The 17504-nt window shown below is 62.0% G+C and carries 14 protein-coding genes and 1 tRNA gene; 5 read left to right on the plus strand and 10 right to left on the minus strand.

Going from position 1 to position 17504, the window contains the following annotated elements; translation table 11 throughout:
- Nucleotides 1-781: 781 nt before the first annotated feature.
- Nucleotides 782-3367, minus strand: a complete 2586-nt coding sequence (locus EK16_RS10955; RefSeq protein WP_051929284.1) for a hybrid sensor histidine kinase/response regulator — start codon at nucleotides 3365-3367, stop codon at nucleotides 782-784.
- A 345-nt stretch (nucleotides 3368-3712) separates the two neighbouring features.
- Here EK16_RS10955 and EK16_RS10960 point away from each other — a divergent pair, with 345 nt between their 5' ends.
- A complete protein-coding gene (locus tag EK16_RS10960) occupies nucleotides 3713-4198 on the plus strand; it encodes a flagellar biosynthetic protein FliO (protein WP_051929285.1) in 486 nt (161 codons plus the stop codon).
- A 786-nt stretch (nucleotides 4199-4984) separates the two neighbouring features.
- Here EK16_RS10960 and EK16_RS10965 read toward each other — a convergent pair.
- Together EK16_RS10965 and EK16_RS10970 are read right to left on the minus strand one after the other, a co-directional pair.
- Entirely contained in the window at nucleotides 4985-5644 is a 660-nt protein-coding gene (locus tag EK16_RS10965) for a YceD family protein (protein ID WP_051929286.1), read from the minus strand.
- 24 nt (nucleotides 5645-5668) lie between these two features.
- Nucleotides 5669-6217, minus strand: a complete 549-nt coding sequence (locus EK16_RS10970) for a ubiquinol-cytochrome C chaperone family protein (protein ID WP_051929297.1) — start codon at nucleotides 6215-6217, stop codon at nucleotides 5669-5671.
- Between the two features lie 160 nt (nucleotides 6218-6377).
- Between EK16_RS10970 and EK16_RS10975 the strand changes: the two genes are divergently transcribed.
- A complete protein-coding gene (locus EK16_RS10975; protein ID WP_038037162.1) occupies nucleotides 6378-6827 on the plus strand; it encodes an outer membrane protein assembly factor BamE in 450 nt (149 codons plus the stop codon).
- A 51-nt stretch (nucleotides 6828-6878) separates the two neighbouring features.
- On the plus strand, nucleotides 6879-7499 hold the full coding sequence (locus tag EK16_RS10980; RefSeq protein ID WP_038037111.1) for a LysE family translocator: 621 nt from the start codon (nucleotides 6879-6881) through the stop codon (nucleotides 7497-7499).
- Between the two features lie 74 nt (nucleotides 7500-7573).
- Here EK16_RS10980 and EK16_RS10985 read toward each other — a convergent pair whose 3' ends face one another.
- Entirely contained in the window at nucleotides 7574-8281 is a 708-nt protein-coding gene (locus EK16_RS10985; protein ID WP_081910504.1) for a DUF502 domain-containing protein, read from the minus strand.
- A 351-nt stretch (nucleotides 8282-8632) separates the two neighbouring features.
- Nucleotides 8633-10087: an SPOR domain-containing protein gene (locus EK16_RS10990; protein WP_081910505.1), complete on the minus strand. Its 1455-nt coding sequence runs from the start codon at nucleotides 10085-10087 to the stop codon at nucleotides 8633-8635.
- 417 nt (nucleotides 10088-10504) lie between these two features.
- On the opposite strand from EK16_RS10990, the gene EK16_RS10995 reads away from it, so the two are divergent.
- Nucleotides 10505-11767, plus strand: coding sequence for an O-antigen ligase family protein (locus EK16_RS10995; protein ID WP_051929288.1), 1263 nt, complete (start codon nucleotides 10505-10507; stop codon nucleotides 11765-11767).
- A 110-nt stretch (nucleotides 11768-11877) separates the two neighbouring features.
- Here the strand turns inward: EK16_RS10995 and EK16_RS11000 are convergent.
- From EK16_RS11000 to hflK, 5 genes are all read right to left on the minus strand, one after another.
- Nucleotides 11878-11954, minus strand: a tRNA-Pro gene (locus tag EK16_RS11000).
- A 154-nt stretch (nucleotides 11955-12108) separates the two neighbouring features.
- Complete coding sequence (locus EK16_RS11005; RefSeq protein ID WP_156098591.1) at nucleotides 12109-13731, minus strand: DegQ family serine endoprotease; 1623 nt, start codon at nucleotides 13729-13731, stop codon at nucleotides 12109-12111.
- A gap of 23 nt (nucleotides 13732-13754) precedes the next feature.
- Nucleotides 13755-13955: a DUF2065 domain-containing protein gene (locus tag EK16_RS11010; RefSeq protein WP_038037113.1), complete on the minus strand. Its 201-nt coding sequence runs from the start codon at nucleotides 13953-13955 to the stop codon at nucleotides 13755-13757.
- A gap of 25 nt (nucleotides 13956-13980) precedes the next feature.
- A complete protein-coding gene (gene hflC, locus EK16_RS11015) occupies nucleotides 13981-14910 on the minus strand; it encodes a protease modulator HflC (protein WP_038037114.1) in 930 nt (309 codons plus the stop codon).
- The gene (gene hflK, locus EK16_RS11020) at nucleotides 14907-16052 is read right to left on the minus strand and encodes an FtsH protease activity modulator HflK (protein WP_051929289.1); all 1146 of its coding nucleotides are present in this window, start codon (nucleotides 16050-16052) and stop codon (nucleotides 14907-14909) included. The genes hflC and hflK overlap by 4 nt, the downstream gene beginning before the upstream one ends.
- A gap of 245 nt (nucleotides 16053-16297) precedes the next feature.
- Here hflK and EK16_RS11670 point away from each other — a divergent pair, with 245 nt between their 5' ends.
- Nucleotides 16298-17365, plus strand: a complete 1068-nt coding sequence (locus EK16_RS11670) for a ChaN family lipoprotein (RefSeq protein WP_051929290.1) — start codon at nucleotides 16298-16300, stop codon at nucleotides 17363-17365.
- Nucleotides 17366-17504 lie beyond the last annotated feature (139 nt).

Genomic DNA, 17504 nt, shown 5'->3' on the forward strand with positions numbered 1-17504 from the left:
TCCGAGAAAATTCAGGAACCGTGCTGTTGCCGCCAAATCGGACCGAGGAAAAAAGACTTTCCATGAGCTAGGGGTTTGTTATTTAACTTATTGATAAGTCACAAGAAAACGTCATTGCCGGGCCTTGTCCCGGCAATCCAGGGCCAGGAATGAGGTGTTTTTGGTGGGCGGTGGCGCCCGCCAGCAGGCTTGATCTGAGCCGTATGCTTTTTGAAAGGAAGTTCCTCTCTGAGGATAGAGCCCGGTAGAACCGTTCCTGACTGCCATCACCGCATGAGCAAACCGCCCCTGGATACCCGGGACAAGCCCGGGTATGACGTAAGTAGTTGATACTCAATACAAAAATAACAACCTCCCAAGTTTGGGCAAGGAGGAAAGAATGCATAGATAAAGGCATCTGCGTAGCATGTGACTAATTACGCTCTTCGTAGCGAAAATCATTCGCAACACACAAAGCAATTTAATTGGACACGCATGGGCTTTCGCCGGGGTGACGAGTTAGATGGCAGCAGCGTATTGTGTAGTGTGCCAGCAGATCTGGTTTGAACCGTGTGGAAATAAAACGTCGGAACGGGATTTTATCCCTTTTCTTCAACGTGTTGGCAGGATAATTCCCCGCCACGCATGCTATAGGCGAGGTTGCAAACCCCGCCGGAATGTTCCGCAAGAGGCTCAAAACCTTTTCCGGCAACAGGCCGCCCGGACAATGCGGCGTCATTCATGCAGCGGGGGCGATTGCGCGGGAAGAAGCGGGATGAAGCAGACGACCATCCCGTTCTGATCAGGCCGCCTGCTTGCTCTTGCCCTTCTGCATGGCCTCTTTCACCTTTTCGGCGATCTGGCGCAGATTGAAGGGCTTGGCGAGGAAGGTGAACTCCGCGCCCTTTTCCAGCGACTGGGCGAAGGCATCCTCCGCATGGCCGGACATGAACACGAAGGGCGCATCCACCCCCAACTTGCGCAGTTCCTTCATCATGGTCGGGCCGTCCATGCCGGGCATCACCACATCCGAAACCACAAGATCCGGCACCTCTCCGCGCTTGAGCATCTCCTCGGCCAGATCCACGGCCACCTCGCCACAGGGTGCTTCCACCACCGTATAGCCGCGCTGGCGCAGGGCCTGCACCGCCAGCTTGCGCACCGGCGGCTCGTCCTCCACCAGCAGGATCAGCCCCTCGCCGGTCAGGTCCATGCGCCCTTCGCGCTGCTTGCGTTTCTGGCGCAGGCGCTCCTTGCGCTCCTCTTCCGTTTCCACATGCCGCGGCAGATAGATGCGGAACGTGGTGCCCTTGCCCACCTCGGAATCACAGAAAATATAGCCGCCCGTCTGCTTGACGATGCCGTAAACGGTGGACAGGCCAAGGCCGGTGCCCTTGCCCACCGCCTTGGTGGTGAAGAACGGATCGTAGATCTTTTCCAGCACCTCCGGCGGCATGCCCTCGCCGGTATCGGTGACCTCGATGAGAACATATTCGCCGGGCGGCATGATATCCGGCGCCACCGTCGCCGCCTCGTCCGTGGGCACATTGCGGGTACGGATGATGAGATCGCCGCCCTTGGGCATGGCATCGCGCGCATTCACCGCCAGGTTCATGATCACCTGATCCAGCTGCGCCCCGTCCGCCATCACCGGCCACAGATCGCGCCCGTGCTCGAGGGTGAGGTTGATCTTTTCGCCCAGCATCCGCCGCAACAGCGAGACCATGTCGGCCAGCAGGTCATCCAGGGCCAGCACCTCCGGCCGCAGCGTCTGCTTGCGCGAGAAGGCCAGAAGCTGCCGCACCATGCGCGCGGCACGATTGGCGTTGTTGCGGATGTCCATGATCGCCTCGAAGGAGGGATCCTCCGGCCGGTGCCGCTGCATGAGAATGTCGGAGAAGCCGAGAATGGCGGTAAGCATGTTGTTGAAATCATGCGCAATGCCGCTCACGAACCGGCCCACCACCTGCATTTTCTGCCCCTGCTCCAGCTCCTGCTGCATGGCTTCGTGCAGGGTGGTGTCGATGAGATAGACGGTGAGCATGCGCACCGTGCCGTCCTCGTCGGTTTCCGTGGCGACGATGGTCACCTGCGCCCGCGTTTCCACCTCGCTGTTGATGCGCACATCCACCTGCGCCTGCCGCTGCTGGCCCTCGGCGACGGTGGTGAAGGCGGTCAGGAACTTGTTGCGGTCATCCTCATGCACGATCTCGGCAATATCGCCTTCAAGCCGGGCCTGAGGCGTGATCTGCGCCAGCGCTGCGTTGAACATGGCAAGCCGCCCGTCCGCATGCACAAGCGCAATGCCCATGGGCGAGGCATTCATCAGGCGCACAATGCGCAAGGGTTCATGCAGGGCCGCAATTTCCGCATCATCCATGCGCAGGAACACCGTACGCCGCGAGCGCACCTGCCCCTCGCCATTCACCTCCACCCGATGCACGATGCGCACCGGAAACAGCCGCCCCTCCGCATCCTTGAGATCGGCGATGAAGCTTTCGGTGACACTGCCGCCCTTCTCCGGGCGAATGGCATCCAGCCGCCTTGCCACATCCTCCGGCAGCACCGTCTCCAGCTTCAAGCCCTTCTGCAGGGCCACGTCCAGATCCAGCCCCAGCCACTGGGCCAGTGTGGCATTGAGATAGATGACATCCCCTTCTCCGTCGCTGGCCATGACACCGGCCGGCAATGTCTCCAGCCAGTCCAGCAGCGCCTGCAGGTCGCGCACCGCCTGATCCTGACGCCCGCGTTCCGCCGTCACATCGGCGATTTTCCACAAGATGGTGCCGTTTTCGTCAAACGGGCGCGCCTCCACCTTCAGCCAGGCACCGCCCGCCTTCGCCAGCGGGCCGCCGTCCGGCAGGTAGAATTCCTCCACGCCCGCCTCGCCATCCCGCGCCTTCAGGGAAAGCCGGTAGATGCTTTCGGCCACTTCCGGCCGCCCGGCGAAGAGATGATCCACGCCGGCCAGACGGTCCTTGCCCGCCCGTTCGAGCAGTTCGTAATAGGGCCGGTTGGCCTGAACCGGGCGCCCGGACACATCGCTGAGCAGACAGGCCTCGCCACAGGCATCCAGCATGCGCGCGGCAAGGGTCGCATCCTGCGCACCGCCTGCCTCATCCCTGCCAAGCAGAAGGCCGCCGGCCAGCCCCAGCCCCGCCGCAATCAGCACCAAACCGGGCAGCAAAAACCCACCGCCCTGCTCCGGCGCCGGAGCCGCCGCCATCTTCTGCATCAGGCTGAAGCCTGCCAGCGCCACACCGGCAAGCGCACTGCCGCCCGCCAGCACCCAGGCCAGGCGCCTGCTGACAGCCCCTTGCGCTTTGGCTTGTGACGAAGCCTTATCCTGCACCCCTCTTTCGGCCTGAGCCAAGGCGATATCGGTCATGATCGCAATCCCTGCCCCCGTGAAAGTCTCGGCTGTTCACTCCTTCCCGACCCGAAACGTTTGATAACACGGGCCACCCCGAACACGCCACGCACAAGGCCCCTTACCGGCCTGAACAACCACAACGCGCAAAGAGATTTGGGAAACGCACGCACCGGCATATTTCCCACCTTTGCGAATCACCGACAGTATAGGGATTTGGCAGAATCGGAAAAGAGTCGTTCTCGGCGATTGTCATCTGCCCCCTGCCCGGTGTAGCCTTGCGCAGGTTGCATGCATGCGTTTCGTTTGCCGTCTCATGGGCATGCGGCGGACGAAAACGGGGGAATGAACGAGGGGGCAACGATGGACAATATAAGTTTCTACCTCATTCTGGCGCTGGTGCTGCTGGTGGTGTTTTTCGCTGGTGCTGCCGCGCTCAAGGCCCTGCAGAAGCGCCAGCGCAGAAGCCGGCAGGGCGATCGTCTCGGCATCATGGAGGTGCTCGATCTCGAAGAGGGCCGCCAGCTCGTGCTCGTCCGCCGCGATTCCGTGGAACATCTTTTGCTGATCGGCGGCGAGGCCGGTGATGTCGTGGTGGAAACCGGCATCGGCCAGAAGCGCGCCGCTTCCGCATCCGAAACACACGCCACACCGCCAAGCGCGCCGCCGCCGCCTCCCCATCCGCGCGCACCCGCCACCTTCGCGCCGCGGCAGCCTGCACCACCGGCACCGCCGGCACCGCCGCCACCACCGGAATCGGCCGGTTATGATGATGATTATCTCCCGGAAGAGCGGGACATCCGCCCCCACGCCGAGCCCCGGGTGCCGCCGCCTGTCCGCGAGGACTGAAGCATCCGGACGGATCACCCGCATATGCCGCAGGGCGGATGAAAGATGATGCGTCCGCTTTCGCCAAACATGAAAAACCCCGGCACAGGGAGCGTGCCGGGGTGATGGTGTTGATCGAAAGGCGCCATCTCAAGCCGAAAACCAAAACGCAGGCTCAGTCCACACTACACGACACATATACCGTCATACCGGCGAAAGCCGGTATCTCAGGCCACAAACGCATGAGTTTGCGGCACAAGACCCCGGCTTTCGCCAGTCGTGTCCAATTAAATTACTTTGTGTGTTGCGAATGGTTTTCGCTAAAAAGAGCGTGATTAGTCACTTGCTATGCAGATACCTTTATCAAGGCATTCTTTCCCCTTACCCAAACTTGGGAGGTTGTTATTTTTATTGAATATCAACTACTTACGTCATGCCCGGGCTTGTCCCGGGCATCCAGGGGCGGTTTATGAATGCGGTAATGGCCGTCAGGAAGGGTTCTTCCAAGCTCTGTCCTTGAAAGGAACCTCCCATCAAAAAGCATACGGCTCAGATCAAGCCTGCTGGCGGGCGCCATCGCCCACCAAAGCTACCTCGTTCCTGGCCCTGGATTGCCGGAACAGGTCCGGCAATGACGTTTTATTTTTGTTTATCAATGAGTTAAGCAACTAACGCCCAACGTATGGAAAGTCTTTTTTCTTCGGTCGGTTTGACGGCAACAGCACGCTTCCTGAAATTTCTTGGACACGACTGGGCTTTCGCCGGGGTGACAAGAAAGATGGCAACGGTGTGTCGTGTAGTGTGGGCTCAATCCTTGCTTTCCAGCCGGTCTTTCAGCGCGGCGAGCACGGCAAACGGCGAGGGCTTTTCTTCCACAGCCTCTGAAGCTGCCCCCTCCCCCTCGCCGAGATCCCGGACGGGCAGGTCTTCCGTGCTGAACACAACCCGCTCCGTGCCCGGCTTCTTGGGCCAGGGATCCAGCGCCAGCGCCAGGGACTCCGCCGCCAGCTCGCCGATGTCGATCACGTCGTTGACGATAATATCCGGCGCATCATCGGCGAAGGGGTCAATATCCTCCGCGCCCTTTTCCGCCTTCTGGGCCAAGGCGCCGTCCCGCGTGGCAAAACCGCGGGCGCTTGCATGCTCCGGCTTCATGTAGATGCGATCCACCGGCTCGGAGACCACGGCGGAGAAGATCTCCAGCGTGCGCACACACTCCTGATCCACCTCCGCCCGAAACGACCCGCGCACACGAATGCGCCCCTTCTTCCAGGGCATGAGCTCAAAATCCGCCTTGAGGCTGTGAATGGCGGGCAGGCCCATGCGTCTGGCCAGCGCAACGAGCTCTTCCGCATCCGCCTCGATGTGCTCGCGGGTGCCGTCCTTGCCGATCTTGTCGATTTCCACCGGACGGGAGAATTCCAGCGCAACGGCGCTTTCCTCTTCCCGATGCTTGTGTGAAGTCATGATCGTTCCGATACGTTCATTCAGCTACTGGCAAAAGGCCCCGCCCTCGCTTTCGAAATCTTCAGGGGAGCAAAAGCGCACCTCCCCTTTCAGCAAGGTGCGCACATCCGTCTTTTCCAGCTGGTCATGACAGACCCGCACATAGGAGACGAGCCTGGCGAGAGCGGCCTCATCTGCGTTACCTCCATAGATATTGCGCATCAACGCCGCTTTCAATGCATCATCCTCTTCCGCTTCCATCGCACTGCGATAGGCAGCCAGCCGGCCATAGAAAGCCTCGGCCATCTTGCGCACGCGCCCGCCCACCGCCACATCAGAAACACCCATCTCCCGTAGGTTGTGATCCATGTCGAGAAACATCTCATCAAACAGCTCCTGCGCCAGCGCCGCCGCCTTCTCATCATTCTTGGCAAGGCGCAGCCGGTTGAGCACAAGGAACATGTGCAGGGTGATCATGTCGAACCGCCCTTCCACGGTATCCGGCACGCCCCAGTGCGCATAGAAGTGCGGCTGCCTCGCCTGTTCCACAATCCGCCGGTAAAGACGGCGCGGAACGGGATCAGTATCGAACATCCGCTTGAAAAAGCTCTTGAGCCCCATGCGATTTCACGTCATCTCTTCATTGCCAAGCAACAGGGGTTTGAAACGCCGCGGCCCGCACAAGCCCTGCCCCGGCGTGTTTGCAGCAGTCATGCCCGTGCGGAACCAGAAGCGCAAGAAACAGGAGAGCCGAATGTCCCACCGCTCCACCCGTCGCCGGATCCTCCTTCTGGGCGCTGGCGCCCTGCTGGCCGCCTGCACGCCCGATGTGGTGCACCATGGCTATCTGCCGCGCAAGGGCGACTTTGAAAAAATCCATGAGGGCATGACCAAGGCGGAGGTCGAGGCCATTCTCGGCTCCCCTTCCACCACCGCCACCGTCGATATCGACGGCGACAGCTATTATTACATCTCCTCGGTGACGAAACAGACCGCCTTTTTCAAGCCCGAGATCGTGGATCGCAAGGTCTTCGCCATCCGCTTTGACAGAGACGGCCGCGTGAAAAGCTTTGCCCTTTATGGCCTCGAGGACGGCCAGATCGTCAATATCTCCGACCGCACCACACCCACGCCCGGCCGCGAAATGACCATTTTGCAGCAGCTCTTCTCCAATCTCACGGCCAGACCAAGCCTGGCCAAATGATCCCTTCGGCCAGCGCCGTATGAGAAACACCTGCCCCATGTGACCCTCGCCATGAATCCGGATTGGCTTGCCGCTTTCATCGCCTTCGCCTTCTCCACCGCCGGCTCGCCGGGGCCGAACAACATGATGCTGGCCGCCTCCGGAGCCAATTTCGGCCTGCGCCGCTCCGTGTGGCACATTCTTGGCATTGTGCTCGGCTTTCCCGCCATGATCGCCGCCGTGGGCCTGGGCGCAGGCGAGGTGCTCACCCGCCTGCCCATTCTGCAAACCGGCCTGAAAATCGCCGGCAGCCTCTATCTGCTCTATCTCGCCTGGCGCATTGCCACCGCCGCCCCCGCCGGGGCCGACACGCTGCAAGAGGATGAGCGGCGCTTGAGCCGACGCGCCCGTCCCCTGACCTTCTGGGAGGCCGCCGCCTTTCAGTGGGTCAACCCGAAGGCCTGGACCATGGTGATTGCCATGCTCGGCGTCTATGCCGGCCACAACGGATCTTATGTTCAGGATGTGCTGCTCATGGCCGGGCTGTTCATCGGCGTGGCCAGCATCTGCGCCACCGGCTGGGTGCTCATCGGCATGGCCGCCGCCCGCCTGCTCTCAAGGGAGCGCCTCGTCTGGTTCAACCGCCTCATGGCACTGTTGCTGGTCGCTTCCCTCGCGCTGGTCTGGACGTGACACGGACCTTGAAGGATTTCGGCCAGCCTCAACCGCCTGAGCCAAACATGGCAGAGGAACAATAGACCCGCGTTTCACTCCTTGGCGGGTTCTTTGTCCTTCGCCTCTGCCTCTTCCGCCGGCACATGCCCCACGACATGCCCCCCCTCAACGATGGGCACAAGACCGTCCGGATGGTCATGTCCTGGCAGCACCAGGCCGGCGGAGATCACCAGTTTCGCCGCATCCTCCACCGAGATGTCGAGAATCTGCACCTCATCTCGGTGAACGAAGAAGAGAAAGCCGGATGTGGGGTTGGGCGTCGTCGGCATGAAGCAGGCCAGCATCGGGCTGCCTGGTGTGAGGCCCAGATCGCCGGAATCCAGCTCCCGCGCCACGAAAGCCACCACATAAACCCCCTTGCGCGGATATTCGATCAGCCCGACGCTCTTGAAATTGCGCGAGCCCTGCGACAGGGCCGTGGCGAAAATCTGCTTGGTGCCGCGGTAGATGGAGCGCAGAACCGGCATGCGTTCCAAAATGCGCTCCCACCAGCTGATGATGGAGCGCCCGACAAGGTTGGCCGTGAAAAAGCCGATCAGGGTGATGATCACCACCGTAAACAGCAGCCCCACCCCGGGCACGGTGAACGGCAGGTAGTGATCGGGATTGTAGATTTCCGGAATGAGGGGCTTCACCCAGCGGTCAAACAGCGAGACGAACCACCAGGCGATCCAGATGGTGATGGCGATCGGCGCCACCACAACCAGCCCTGTCAGGAAATAGCCTCTCAGCCGCCCCATGGCCGCCCTTCTCCACCGTCATCCGATCCGGAAAGATCAAGGCTGGCCGTCTTCGCCCACCCTCCTGAAAAAACCAACGCCCTACGCAATAAACAGGAATATCAGCCAGCCGTCCCATGGCATTAGAACCAAACCGCGGCGCATTGCAAGCAAAAGCGCAAATGGCAAATGTTGATGGCGCAAAAAAGACGAAAGGTCGCGCCGGCTGCCAATCCCGGGCGACCTTCCGTCCTCCGGCGGGTTCAGGCCAGGATGCAAACCCATATCCCTGTCAGCCCTCTCCCCGCCCCCATGTATGGTCAAGATTACTGACGACCCTCCGTTAGGCTTCGCAATGTCGCAATCTGCGCCTCACGATCCCGCTTTTGTTACCAGACAGTTCACTCTGGAGCGCTTCAGCCGCTTGCACAGCCTTAAAGGCAGACGCCGATTGTCGTAGCCCACCAGGCGCAGACGATAGTAGGTGCCGCGGCCGGCGATCTCCGCCTTCATCACCACGGGCTTTGCCCCCTTCACGATTTGCTTCACGCGGCGCTGCAGCTTCTTCCAGTGGTTCCAGGCCGCCGCCTCGCTCTTCTGGGAAGAGAGCTGAATGGCCCAACCTGTCAGGACCGGCTGTGCCGCCTCCTCCGCCACGGCCGCTTTCGGCAGCGAGACGGACGCACTCTTCATGCCTGCCGGCGCCGATTCGATATTCTGATGCACCGCCGGCGCACTCACCGGGGTAACGGTAATGGTCGCCGCATTTTTCATCCCCAGCGCTTTGGCCGTCTGCCCTTTCACGGCCTTGTCCGTGGCCGTTTCCTCAACGCGGGCAACCTTCTGCGGGGACTTCGATGCACGCGCATCCGCCTGCCTGGCCTCTTTCGCCTTCACTGGCGTGATGCTCGCCACCATCAGCGCCCTGTCCGCCGCCGGGCTGCGCCGTTTCACAGCCGGCGCCGAGGGTTCAGACGCACCGGCCGCAGCAGGCGCCACCGGCTGCGGACGTGCCCGCCGCCGCAAGTTGGTTTCGGCATTGCCGGCAAGCTGCGCAATCCGCCGCGCCGTTGCCGAGCCCGCCGTCACCGCCCTTCCGCCGGCGCCGAGATCGGCAAGGCGCACGCCATCCTCCTTCAGAAGCTGTGCTAAGCGCGTGCGCGCAGGAGCAAAATCCGGCTTCTCCTGCAGCGCGGCCTGCAAGGCGGCCTGCGCCTTCTGCCGCTCATCCAGCGCGAGATTCACAAGCGCCAGCCCGTAATGCACCAGATGCGGCTGCGGATGCCCGTATTTCAGCGCTTTTTCAAAATCGGCCCGGGCAAAGACATTCTGCCCGAAACGGAACAGCACCGTCGCCCGCGAATAGTAGGCTTGCGCGAAATGCGGATCGAGATAGATCGCGGAGGTGAAATCCTCTGCCGCCCGCGCCGGCTTGCCAAGCGCCCGCCAGGCAAGGCCGCGGTTGTAAAGCGCCACTGCCCGCGTGCGTGCCGATAAGGCATCGATGGCAAGCGCGGCATCATAATCCCGCACCGCTTCCTGAAGCCGCTTGAGCTTCTGCCGCGCCAGCGCCCGGTTCACCAGCGCCCGCGCCAGCGTCTCAGGATCCAGCGTGCGGCTCTCGATCGCCTGTGTCAGCAGCTCCTCCGCCCTTTTGGCCTTGCCGGCCTTGAGGGCATCCAGCCCCTGAACCACCTGCAGATTGGCCGCCGAGACGGTGGCCGAAACCTTGCCTTTGGGCTGCGCCTGGGCCAGGGCCGCTCCCCCGGCGAGCAGCGCGACCATGGACACGATGACGAACTGACGGCAAGCGCGGAACGACTTCATGACAAACTCACCAACCCACTGACGAAAACACCCAACCGGTCTTGGTTCACGAATGATGAAAGCACGCGGTTAAAGCCGCGTTTAGCGAAGGTGAACGCGGGCTGGCGAAAGTGCTTCACTTCGGGACAGGGTGAAAAACGGATCACCCGGCATACTACACGACACCCCCATCGTCATACCGGCGAAAGCCGGTATCTCAGGCCATTGACTCATGCGTTTGTGGCCCGAGACCCCGGCTTTCGCCGGGGTGACGAGAAAGATGGAAACAGTGTGTCGTGTAGTGTGATCACCCGGTCAGGAAAACGTTAACCATATGCTCACACAAAGCCGCGAAGAATGAAGCGGAAACCGTGATCTTCCGGGCCCGCCCATGGCCGCATCAGGCTTGTCAACACTTGAGATTAAGGCATCGACATCATGCGCAGGCCACCGTCAGCGACCGCAAAAGCCCCCCGCGCCGGTCTTTCCGGCATCGCGCTTGATCATGTGCAGATCGCCGCGCTGTGGATCCTCGTGGCCTCGGGCTGGCTGGTGGTCATTGAGCCTGCGCCCTATGAGATGCTTTTTGCCTTAACACTCATCATCTTCCTGCCCGCGGGCCTTCTCGTTACGCCGCATGCCGCGCCGCTCATCCTTTTCCTTGCCCTGTTCAACATCGGCGGCTTTATGAGCGCCATGCAGGTGGAGCATGAAACAAAAAGGGCGGTGACCTTCGTGCTGGTCTCCGCCTACATGGCCGTCAATGCCATATTCTACGCCTTCGCCACCGCGCGCGATCCCATGCGCATCGTGCCTGTCATCCGCAATGCCTGGGTCTTCGCCGCCGTCATCGCCGCCATCAACGGCATCATCGGCTATTTCGACATCTTCGGCATGGGCGCGAAATGGGCGCCCATCGGCCGCGCCCAGGGCACGTTCAAGGATCCCAACGTGCTCTCCACCTTCCTTGTGGCGCCCGCCATCTTCCTCATTCAGGACTTCATGCTGAAGAAGGTCCGCCACCGCATCATTGCCGCCGTTGCCCTGCTGATCATCGGCGTTGCCCTCTTCCTGGCCTTCTCCCGCGGCGCCTGGGTGGTGTTCACCGGATCGGTGATCCTGCTTGCCGGCATTACCTTTCTCACCACGCCCTCCTGGCCCCTGCGCTCGCGCATACTCATCTACACCATCTTCGGCATCATCATCGCCGTGGCCCTGCTTGCCTTTCTGCTTTCCCTGCCCAGCGTGCGCAGCATGCTGCAGGAGCGCCTTGCCCTGCTGCAGCCCTATGATTCGGGCGAGACCGGCCGCTTTGCCAATCAGGTGCGCTCCATTCCGTATCTCATCGCAAGCCCCTTGGGCTTCGGCCCTTATCAGTTCGCCCGCATCTTCGGGCAGGATCCGCACAACGTTTATATCAACGCCTTTGCCGCCTATGGCTGGCTCGGCGGCTTCTCCTACCTGCTGCTCATCATCGGCACAATCTATGCCGGCATGCGCGCCGTACTCATAGACACCCCCTGGCGCCATCACGCCATCGCCTTTTTCGCCCCCCTGTTCATGATCATCCTGCAGGGCATTCAGATCGATACCGATCACTGGCGGCATTTCTATCTGCTGCTGGGCGTGGTCTGGGGCCTGTTTGCGGCATCGGACCTGGCCCGCCTGCGCGCCCTCACCGGCCCGCGCCCGCAAACGTAAACTGACAGAATTCCGCAAGAGAAAAGCACCATCCCTTGCGGCGCAAACGCCAACAAGGCAGCATCGCGAACAGGCTGGAAGAAAACGGCAAAAAGGGCTTGGGGAAGGAATGGTCGGAGCGGCCGGATTTGAACCGGCGACCCCCACACCCCCAGTGTGGTGCGCTACCGGGCTGCGCTACGCTCCGAACAACCAAACGAACCACCGGCCGCTCATGGGCGGGCTCGTGTTCTGGCCTGCGCTATAGCACCAAGTGCCGCGGCATGAAAGAGGCAATCCCGCTTTTTTGCCGGCATGGCCGCGAAATTCGCCCTCTTAAGCGGCCTGCCGGCCGGTCAGCGTCACTTCTTCTTGGCGATCCACAGGGCGATGAAACGCGGTTCATAACCGGCCGCCTTGCGCAACACCAGCATCTCCAGCGCCTTGCGCCCCTTGTCGCGATAGGCCTTGATGCGCTTTTCGATATCGGCAGGCTTGGTCACCGGCCGCCCTCCGGCCTCGGTGATGACATCGCCGCGCTCAAGCCCCTTCTTCTCCGCATCACTGCCCGGCGTGACCGAAAGAACCACCACGCCCTTGCCCACTTCCGCCGGAATGTCGAAGGTCTTGCGCAAAGAGTCGGTAAGAGGCGAAAGACGCATGCCCAGAAGGTCCATGGTCTGGGCGCGGGCCTTGCGCTTTTCGGCCTGGGCCTTCATCAGCTTCTCGCCTTCCTCCAGCCGGCCGAGCACCACCGTCAGCTCAAGCGGCCGCCCGTCGCGCAGCACCTTCACCTTCACCTTCGCCCCCACCGGCGATTCGGCCACCAGACGCGGCAGATCGCGCATGCGCTTCACCTCAACGCCATTGAAGGCAATGATCACATCCCGCGGCTTGATCCCGGCCTTGTCAGCGGGGCTGCCCTTGGTCACCTCCGCCACCAGCGCCCCCTTCGGCTCCTTCAGCCCTAAGCCCGCAGCCAGATCTTCGGTGATGCTCTGAATGCGCACACCCAGCCAGCCGCGCCGCGTCTCGCCATATTTCACCAGCTGCGCCACGACTTTTCGCGCAAGATTGGACGGAATGGAAAAGCCAATCCCCACCGAGCCGCCGGAAGGCGAGAGAATGGCGGAGTTCACGCCGATCACCTCGCCCTTCATGTTGAACAGCGGCCCGCCGGAATTGCCCTTGTTGATGGGCGCGTCCGTCTGGATGAAGTCGTCATAGGGGCCGGCGTTGATGTCGCGATTGCGGGCGGAAATGATGCCCATGGTCACCGAGCCGCCCAGCCCGAAGGGATTGCCGATGGCCAAAACCCAGTCGCCCACCTCCGCCTTGTCGGAATCGCCAAAGACCACATAGGGAAGTGGCTTCTCCGGCTTCACCTGCAGCACGGCGAGATCGGTCTTGGGATCGCGCCCGCGCAAGGTCGCCTTCAGGCGGGTGCCGTCCTGCAGAACCACATAGATCTCATCGGCGCCGGCCACGACATGATTGTTGGTGACCACAATTCCGGACGGATCAATGATGAAACCGGAGCCCAGCGCCGTCGGCCGCCGCTTGGCATGCGGCGGCAGGCGCTTCTTGCCGTTTCTTTTCTCGAAGAACTTCCTGAACTTGTCGGAAAAGGGCCCGGGCATGCCATGCGGCGAGGAGAACGCACGCGTCTTGCGCGCGGTGGAAATGTTCACCACTGCCTTGACCAGCGTCTTGGCCAGCGGCGCAACCGAGCGGGGCGGCACGAAGTCCTTCACATAGGCGCTCTGCGGTGGCTGCGTCACGTCTGCGCCCTGCATCAGGCCGGCGGCCGTGGTCTTCATCCCGTCCGGCGCCGGCATCTCCTGCGCCTGATCGGCCCGGGCGAGCACAACCGCGCCCCGTGATGCATCAGGCGGTTCCGCCCGGGCGGCGACAATGCCCGCCGCCGTGATCAGCACCGCCCCCAGAACCCGGCAAAAGGACGACCACCCGCTCATAGCCATCATGCGCACTCCCAAAGCTTGCAGGTTCAGCCCGCGGCGATCACGCGGGCGATGTAGAGCACAAGAAGGCCCGTGCCCACGGCGAACAGGCCTCCCGCTCTGAGTGTATCATCATCCATCTGCGCCACCAATGCCGCCATGCGCTTCAGATGCTGCGGCGCGGCGGCATAGAGGATGCCTTCAAAAAGCAGGGCAAACCCCAGTCCGCCAATGGCCATGGCCAGCATGGTCTTTCCTCCCCAAGCGAGTGGTTCACTGCTGCTGCGCGCCGTCTTCCGCACCGGCCTTCGCCCGTGCCGCCCCGCGTCCGGCAAGCGGGCCTTCCAGGGAGTTGTCGAAGTAGCGGAAGAATTCCGAACGCGGCTCCAGCAGCATGGTGGTGCCCTTGGTCAGGCTCTGGTCATAGGCCTTCATGGAACGCCAGAAGGCGAAGAAATCCTCGTCCTGGCTGAAGGCCTCGGCGAAGATGCGGTTGCGCTCCGCATCGCCCTGACCGCGGATGATCTCCGCCTCCTTCTGCGCATTGGCGATCAGCTCCACCTTCTGCCGGTCGGCCTCGGCGCGGATGCGGGCGGCCTTGGCCCGGCCTTCCGCGCGCAGCTCCGCCGCCTCGGCATAGCGCTCCGCATTCATGCGCTTGTAGGTGTCGTTGAGCACCTCCGGCAGAAGGTCGGTGCGGCGGATGCGCACATCGACAATATCAATGCCCAGATCCTTTGCTTCCGGCCGCACCATGGAAGCAATCTCGCGCATCATCGCCTCACGGTCCTTCGACAGGGCGGCATCGAAGGTGCGCCGGCCGTAGACCGCGCGTAAGGCCGCCTCGATGCGCGGCTCCAGCCGGCTTTGCGCCCGCCTGAGCGAGGCGCCCACGCGCTCCAGGAACAGGCGCGGATTGACCACCTTCAGCACGGTGATGGCATCCACCAGATAGCGCCGCCCGTCCACCACCTGCACCGCCCGGTCAGGCGTGTCGAAAAAGAGGACGCGATCATCGATGCGCACCAGCTCATCCAAAACCGGCACCTTGAAATAAAGGCCGGGCTCGTGAATTTCCTTCTGGATCTTGCCGAAGCGCACGATCACCACCTGCTCGCGCTCATCGACGACGAAGGTCGCCGAATAGACGAGCACCGCCAGCACGGCGAGAATGACGAGAAGAAAGCCTTTCATTCCGTTCATGGCTGACCTCCCTCACCGGGGGTGACAGGGCGCATCACCGGCCGCGCCGGTGCATTGCTGATCGGCCTGCTCGTCCCTTGTCCGGCCTCATTGAGCGGCAGGAAGGGCAGAACGCCCGAGGCCTTCTCGCCATCGAGAATGAACTTCCGCGCCCGCGACATGATCCGCTCCATGGTCTCCAGATACAGGCGCCGCCGCGTCACATCCGGCGCCTTGCGATATTCCTTCAGCACCTGCAGAAAGCGCGCCGCCTCACCCTTGGCCTCGGCCACCACCTTGGCCTTGTAGGCCTTGGCCTGCTCCACGATCTGGGCCGCGCGTCCGCGCGCCTCGCCGAGGATGCGGTTGCGATAGCGCTCCGCCTCGCGGATGAACTGATCCTGGTTCTGCTCAGCACGCTGCACTTCCTCGAAGGCGTCGATCACCTGCCGCGGCGGATCGGCCTTCTCCAGCTGCACGGAGGTGACCTGAATGCCCGCCTTGTAGGCATCGAGCGTCTTCTGGATCAGGTCGCGCACTTCCTCCTGAACCTGCACGCGCCCGCGGGTGCGGATCTCTTCCGCCGGCGTGCGGCCCACCACCTCGCGCATGGCGCTTTCCGCCACCATCCGCGCCAAAAGCTCCGGCTCGCGCACGTTGAACAGATAGTCCTCCGGATCACGGATGCGCCACAGCACCGTGAACTTGATGTCCACGATGTTCTGGTCTCCGGCCAGCATCAGGCTTTCGTCATCCGTGCTGCCGAAGGAGAGCTTGTTTTCCTTGGCCACCTTCGGCCGCTCCACCGTCTCGATCGGCCACAGCGCAAAATGCAGGCCCGGCCCCGTGGTGCGGTTGTATTTGCCGAAGCGCAGAACCACGCCGGCCTCATCCGGCTGCACGCGGTAGAAGGAGTTCAGCCCCCAGATGACGGCAAGCACCGCCACGATCAGCAGTGCGACCATCTTTCCGCTCTGGCCGCTGCCACCGCGCCCGCCGCTGCCGCCGCCAAAGACGTCGCGCAGCTTCTCCTGACCCTTACGCAACAATTCGTCGAGATCCGGCGGAGTGCCGCCTCCCGACGGGCGCTTCGGCCCCTCGCCCCACGGCCCCTGTCCCCAGGGACCGCCGGAGTTGCCACCACCTTGTGAATTCCACGGCATGGGATCCTAAGTCCTGCTTGTATGTTCCTCTTCAGTCCGTGCCTTCTGTCGCAAGCCTTCAAAAAGCGTGAAATTGGCAAGGCCGCAAAGAGGCCCAATATTGCCAGCTGTCGCAAGCAGGCTTGTCGTTTTTTCATTTGCACGAAAGCCCATGCGCACGGCATGGTTTCTCCCGTGCTCAATTGAGGCTTCCTGTATAGGATAGGGGGCCAAGGCAAGTCCATGAACAATATCGTAATGATCCCATGAACCGGTCCATGCTCTCCCGCAGACAGCTTCTTGCCCGCGCTTCTGCCGCAGCGCTTATCAGCCTGCCTGCGCCCGCCGCCCTCATCACCACCGCACATGCCACATCAGCCGCGCCTTTCGGCCCGTGGCAGACGAAGCTTTTTGCCGATCATCCGCTGGTTGGCCGCATTCTCGATGCGTCAACAAAGGCGGATATCGGCCTTTCCGCGCTTGAACGGCGCGTTGAGGAAAGTGCCCTGCTCATTCTCGGCGAGGTGCACGACAATCCGGATCATCATCGCATTCAGGCCCATCTCTTCACCCGCTTCGCGCAGAAGAGAAAGCGCCCGCCCGCGGCGGTGTTCGAGATGATTCCCTATGATCTGCAGCCTAAGCTTGATGCCTTGCGCGAAAGAAAGCGCATCACCGCCGATGATGTCTTTGACGCCGTGGACTGGGATCATTCCGGCTGGCCATCACGCGACATCTATCGCCCGATCATGCAGGCGGTGCTTGCCGCAAACGCACCGATCATCGCCGCCGGCCTGCCGCGCAAGCGTATCAAGGCCTTAATCGACCGCCCCGACAGCGCCGTCAGCCGCCAGGAAATCGGCATTCTGCGCCTGGGCCCCCTGCCGGATGAACTGCAACAAGCCCTGGAACGGGACATCGTGAAAAGCCATTGCGACATGATTTCCCGCGAAACCGCCCGCAAGATGAGCTTCGTGCAGCGCATGCGCGATGCGCTTCTTGCCCGTCACCTCGCCCTTGCCCACGCAAGAGAGGGCAGCGCCGCCCTCATCTGCGGAAACGGCCATGCCCGCAAGGACTGGGCCGTGCCCTTCTACATCAAGCGTCAGCGCAAGGGGGCCTATTTCGGTCCGCAGGGCAAGCGCTTATCACCCCCCGACCCGCTGGTGATCTGGCAGGCGGAGGCGCGCAAGGATGCCAGGGATGTCGCGGATCTCCTGCCCGAGGGCGCGGAGCCGGCAAAACTCGCCGATATCGTCATCATAACCCCGCGGGCGAAACGCAAGGATCAGTGCGAGGAATTCCGCCGCTTCATGCAGCGCAAGCGCAAGTGATGGCGCTTCTTTACCGCAGGATTGCGACGCGAAGGAGCATCCCGTCAACTTTTCAGCACCAGAATACCCCCCATTCCATCCAAGGCGAAAATTACAAATCTTTACGGATAACCCCAAACCATATACAATCATAGGGAGA

It is taken from the genome of Thermopetrobacter sp. TC1 (genome assembly GCF_000746275.1).
In the GTDB taxonomy this organism is placed as follows: Bacteria; Pseudomonadota; Alphaproteobacteria; order Rhizobiales; family Aestuariivirgaceae; genus Thermopetrobacter.

What these genes read in the sequence shown, in the direction of transcription:
- hflC (WP_038037114.1), bottom strand. Translation starts at nt 14,910, where the DNA reads ATGAACGGAATGAAAGGCTTTCTTCTCGTCATTCTCGCCGTGCTGGCG.
- EK16_RS10995 (WP_051929288.1), top strand. Translation starts at nt 10,505, where the DNA reads ATGCGCAGGCCACCGTCAGCGACCGCAAAAGCCCCCCGCGCCGGTCTT.
- EK16_RS10965 (WP_051929286.1), bottom strand. Translation starts at nt 5,644, where the DNA reads ATGACTTCACACAAGCATCGGGAAGAGGAAAGCGCCGTTGCGCTGGAA.
- hflK (WP_051929289.1), bottom strand. Translation starts at nt 16,052, where the DNA reads ATGCCGTGGAATTCACAAGGTGGTGGCAACTCCGGCGGTCCCTGGGGA.
- EK16_RS10980 (WP_038037111.1), top strand. Translation starts at nt 6,879, where the DNA reads ATGAATCCGGATTGGCTTGCCGCTTTCATCGCCTTCGCCTTCTCCACC.
- EK16_RS10955 (WP_051929284.1), bottom strand. Translation starts at nt 3,367, where the DNA reads ATGACCGATATCGCCTTGGCTCAGGCCGAAAGAGGGGTGCAGGATAAG.
- EK16_RS10970 (WP_051929297.1), bottom strand. Translation starts at nt 6,217, where the DNA reads ATGTTCGATACTGATCCCGTTCCGCGCCGTCTTTACCGGCGGATTGTG.
- EK16_RS11005 (WP_156098591.1), bottom strand. Translation starts at nt 13,731, where the DNA reads ATGATGGCTATGAGCGGGTGGTCGTCCTTTTGCCGGGTTCTGGGGGCG.
- EK16_RS10990 (WP_081910505.1), bottom strand. Translation starts at nt 10,087, where the DNA reads ATGAAGTCGTTCCGCGCTTGCCGTCAGTTCGTCATCGTGTCCATGGTC.
- EK16_RS10985 (WP_081910504.1), bottom strand. Translation starts at nt 8,281, where the DNA reads ATGGGGCGGCTGAGAGGCTATTTCCTGACAGGGCTGGTTGTGGTGGCG.
- EK16_RS10975 (WP_038037162.1), top strand. Translation starts at nt 6,378, where the DNA reads ATGTCCCACCGCTCCACCCGTCGCCGGATCCTCCTTCTGGGCGCTGGC.
- EK16_RS10960 (WP_051929285.1), top strand. Translation starts at nt 3,713, where the DNA reads ATGGACAATATAAGTTTCTACCTCATTCTGGCGCTGGTGCTGCTGGTG.
- EK16_RS11010 (WP_038037113.1), bottom strand. Translation starts at nt 13,955, where the DNA reads ATGCTGGCCATGGCCATTGGCGGACTGGGGTTTGCCCTGCTTTTTGAA.
- EK16_RS11670 (WP_051929290.1), top strand. Translation starts at nt 16,298, where the DNA reads ATGAACCGGTCCATGCTCTCCCGCAGACAGCTTCTTGCCCGCGCTTCT.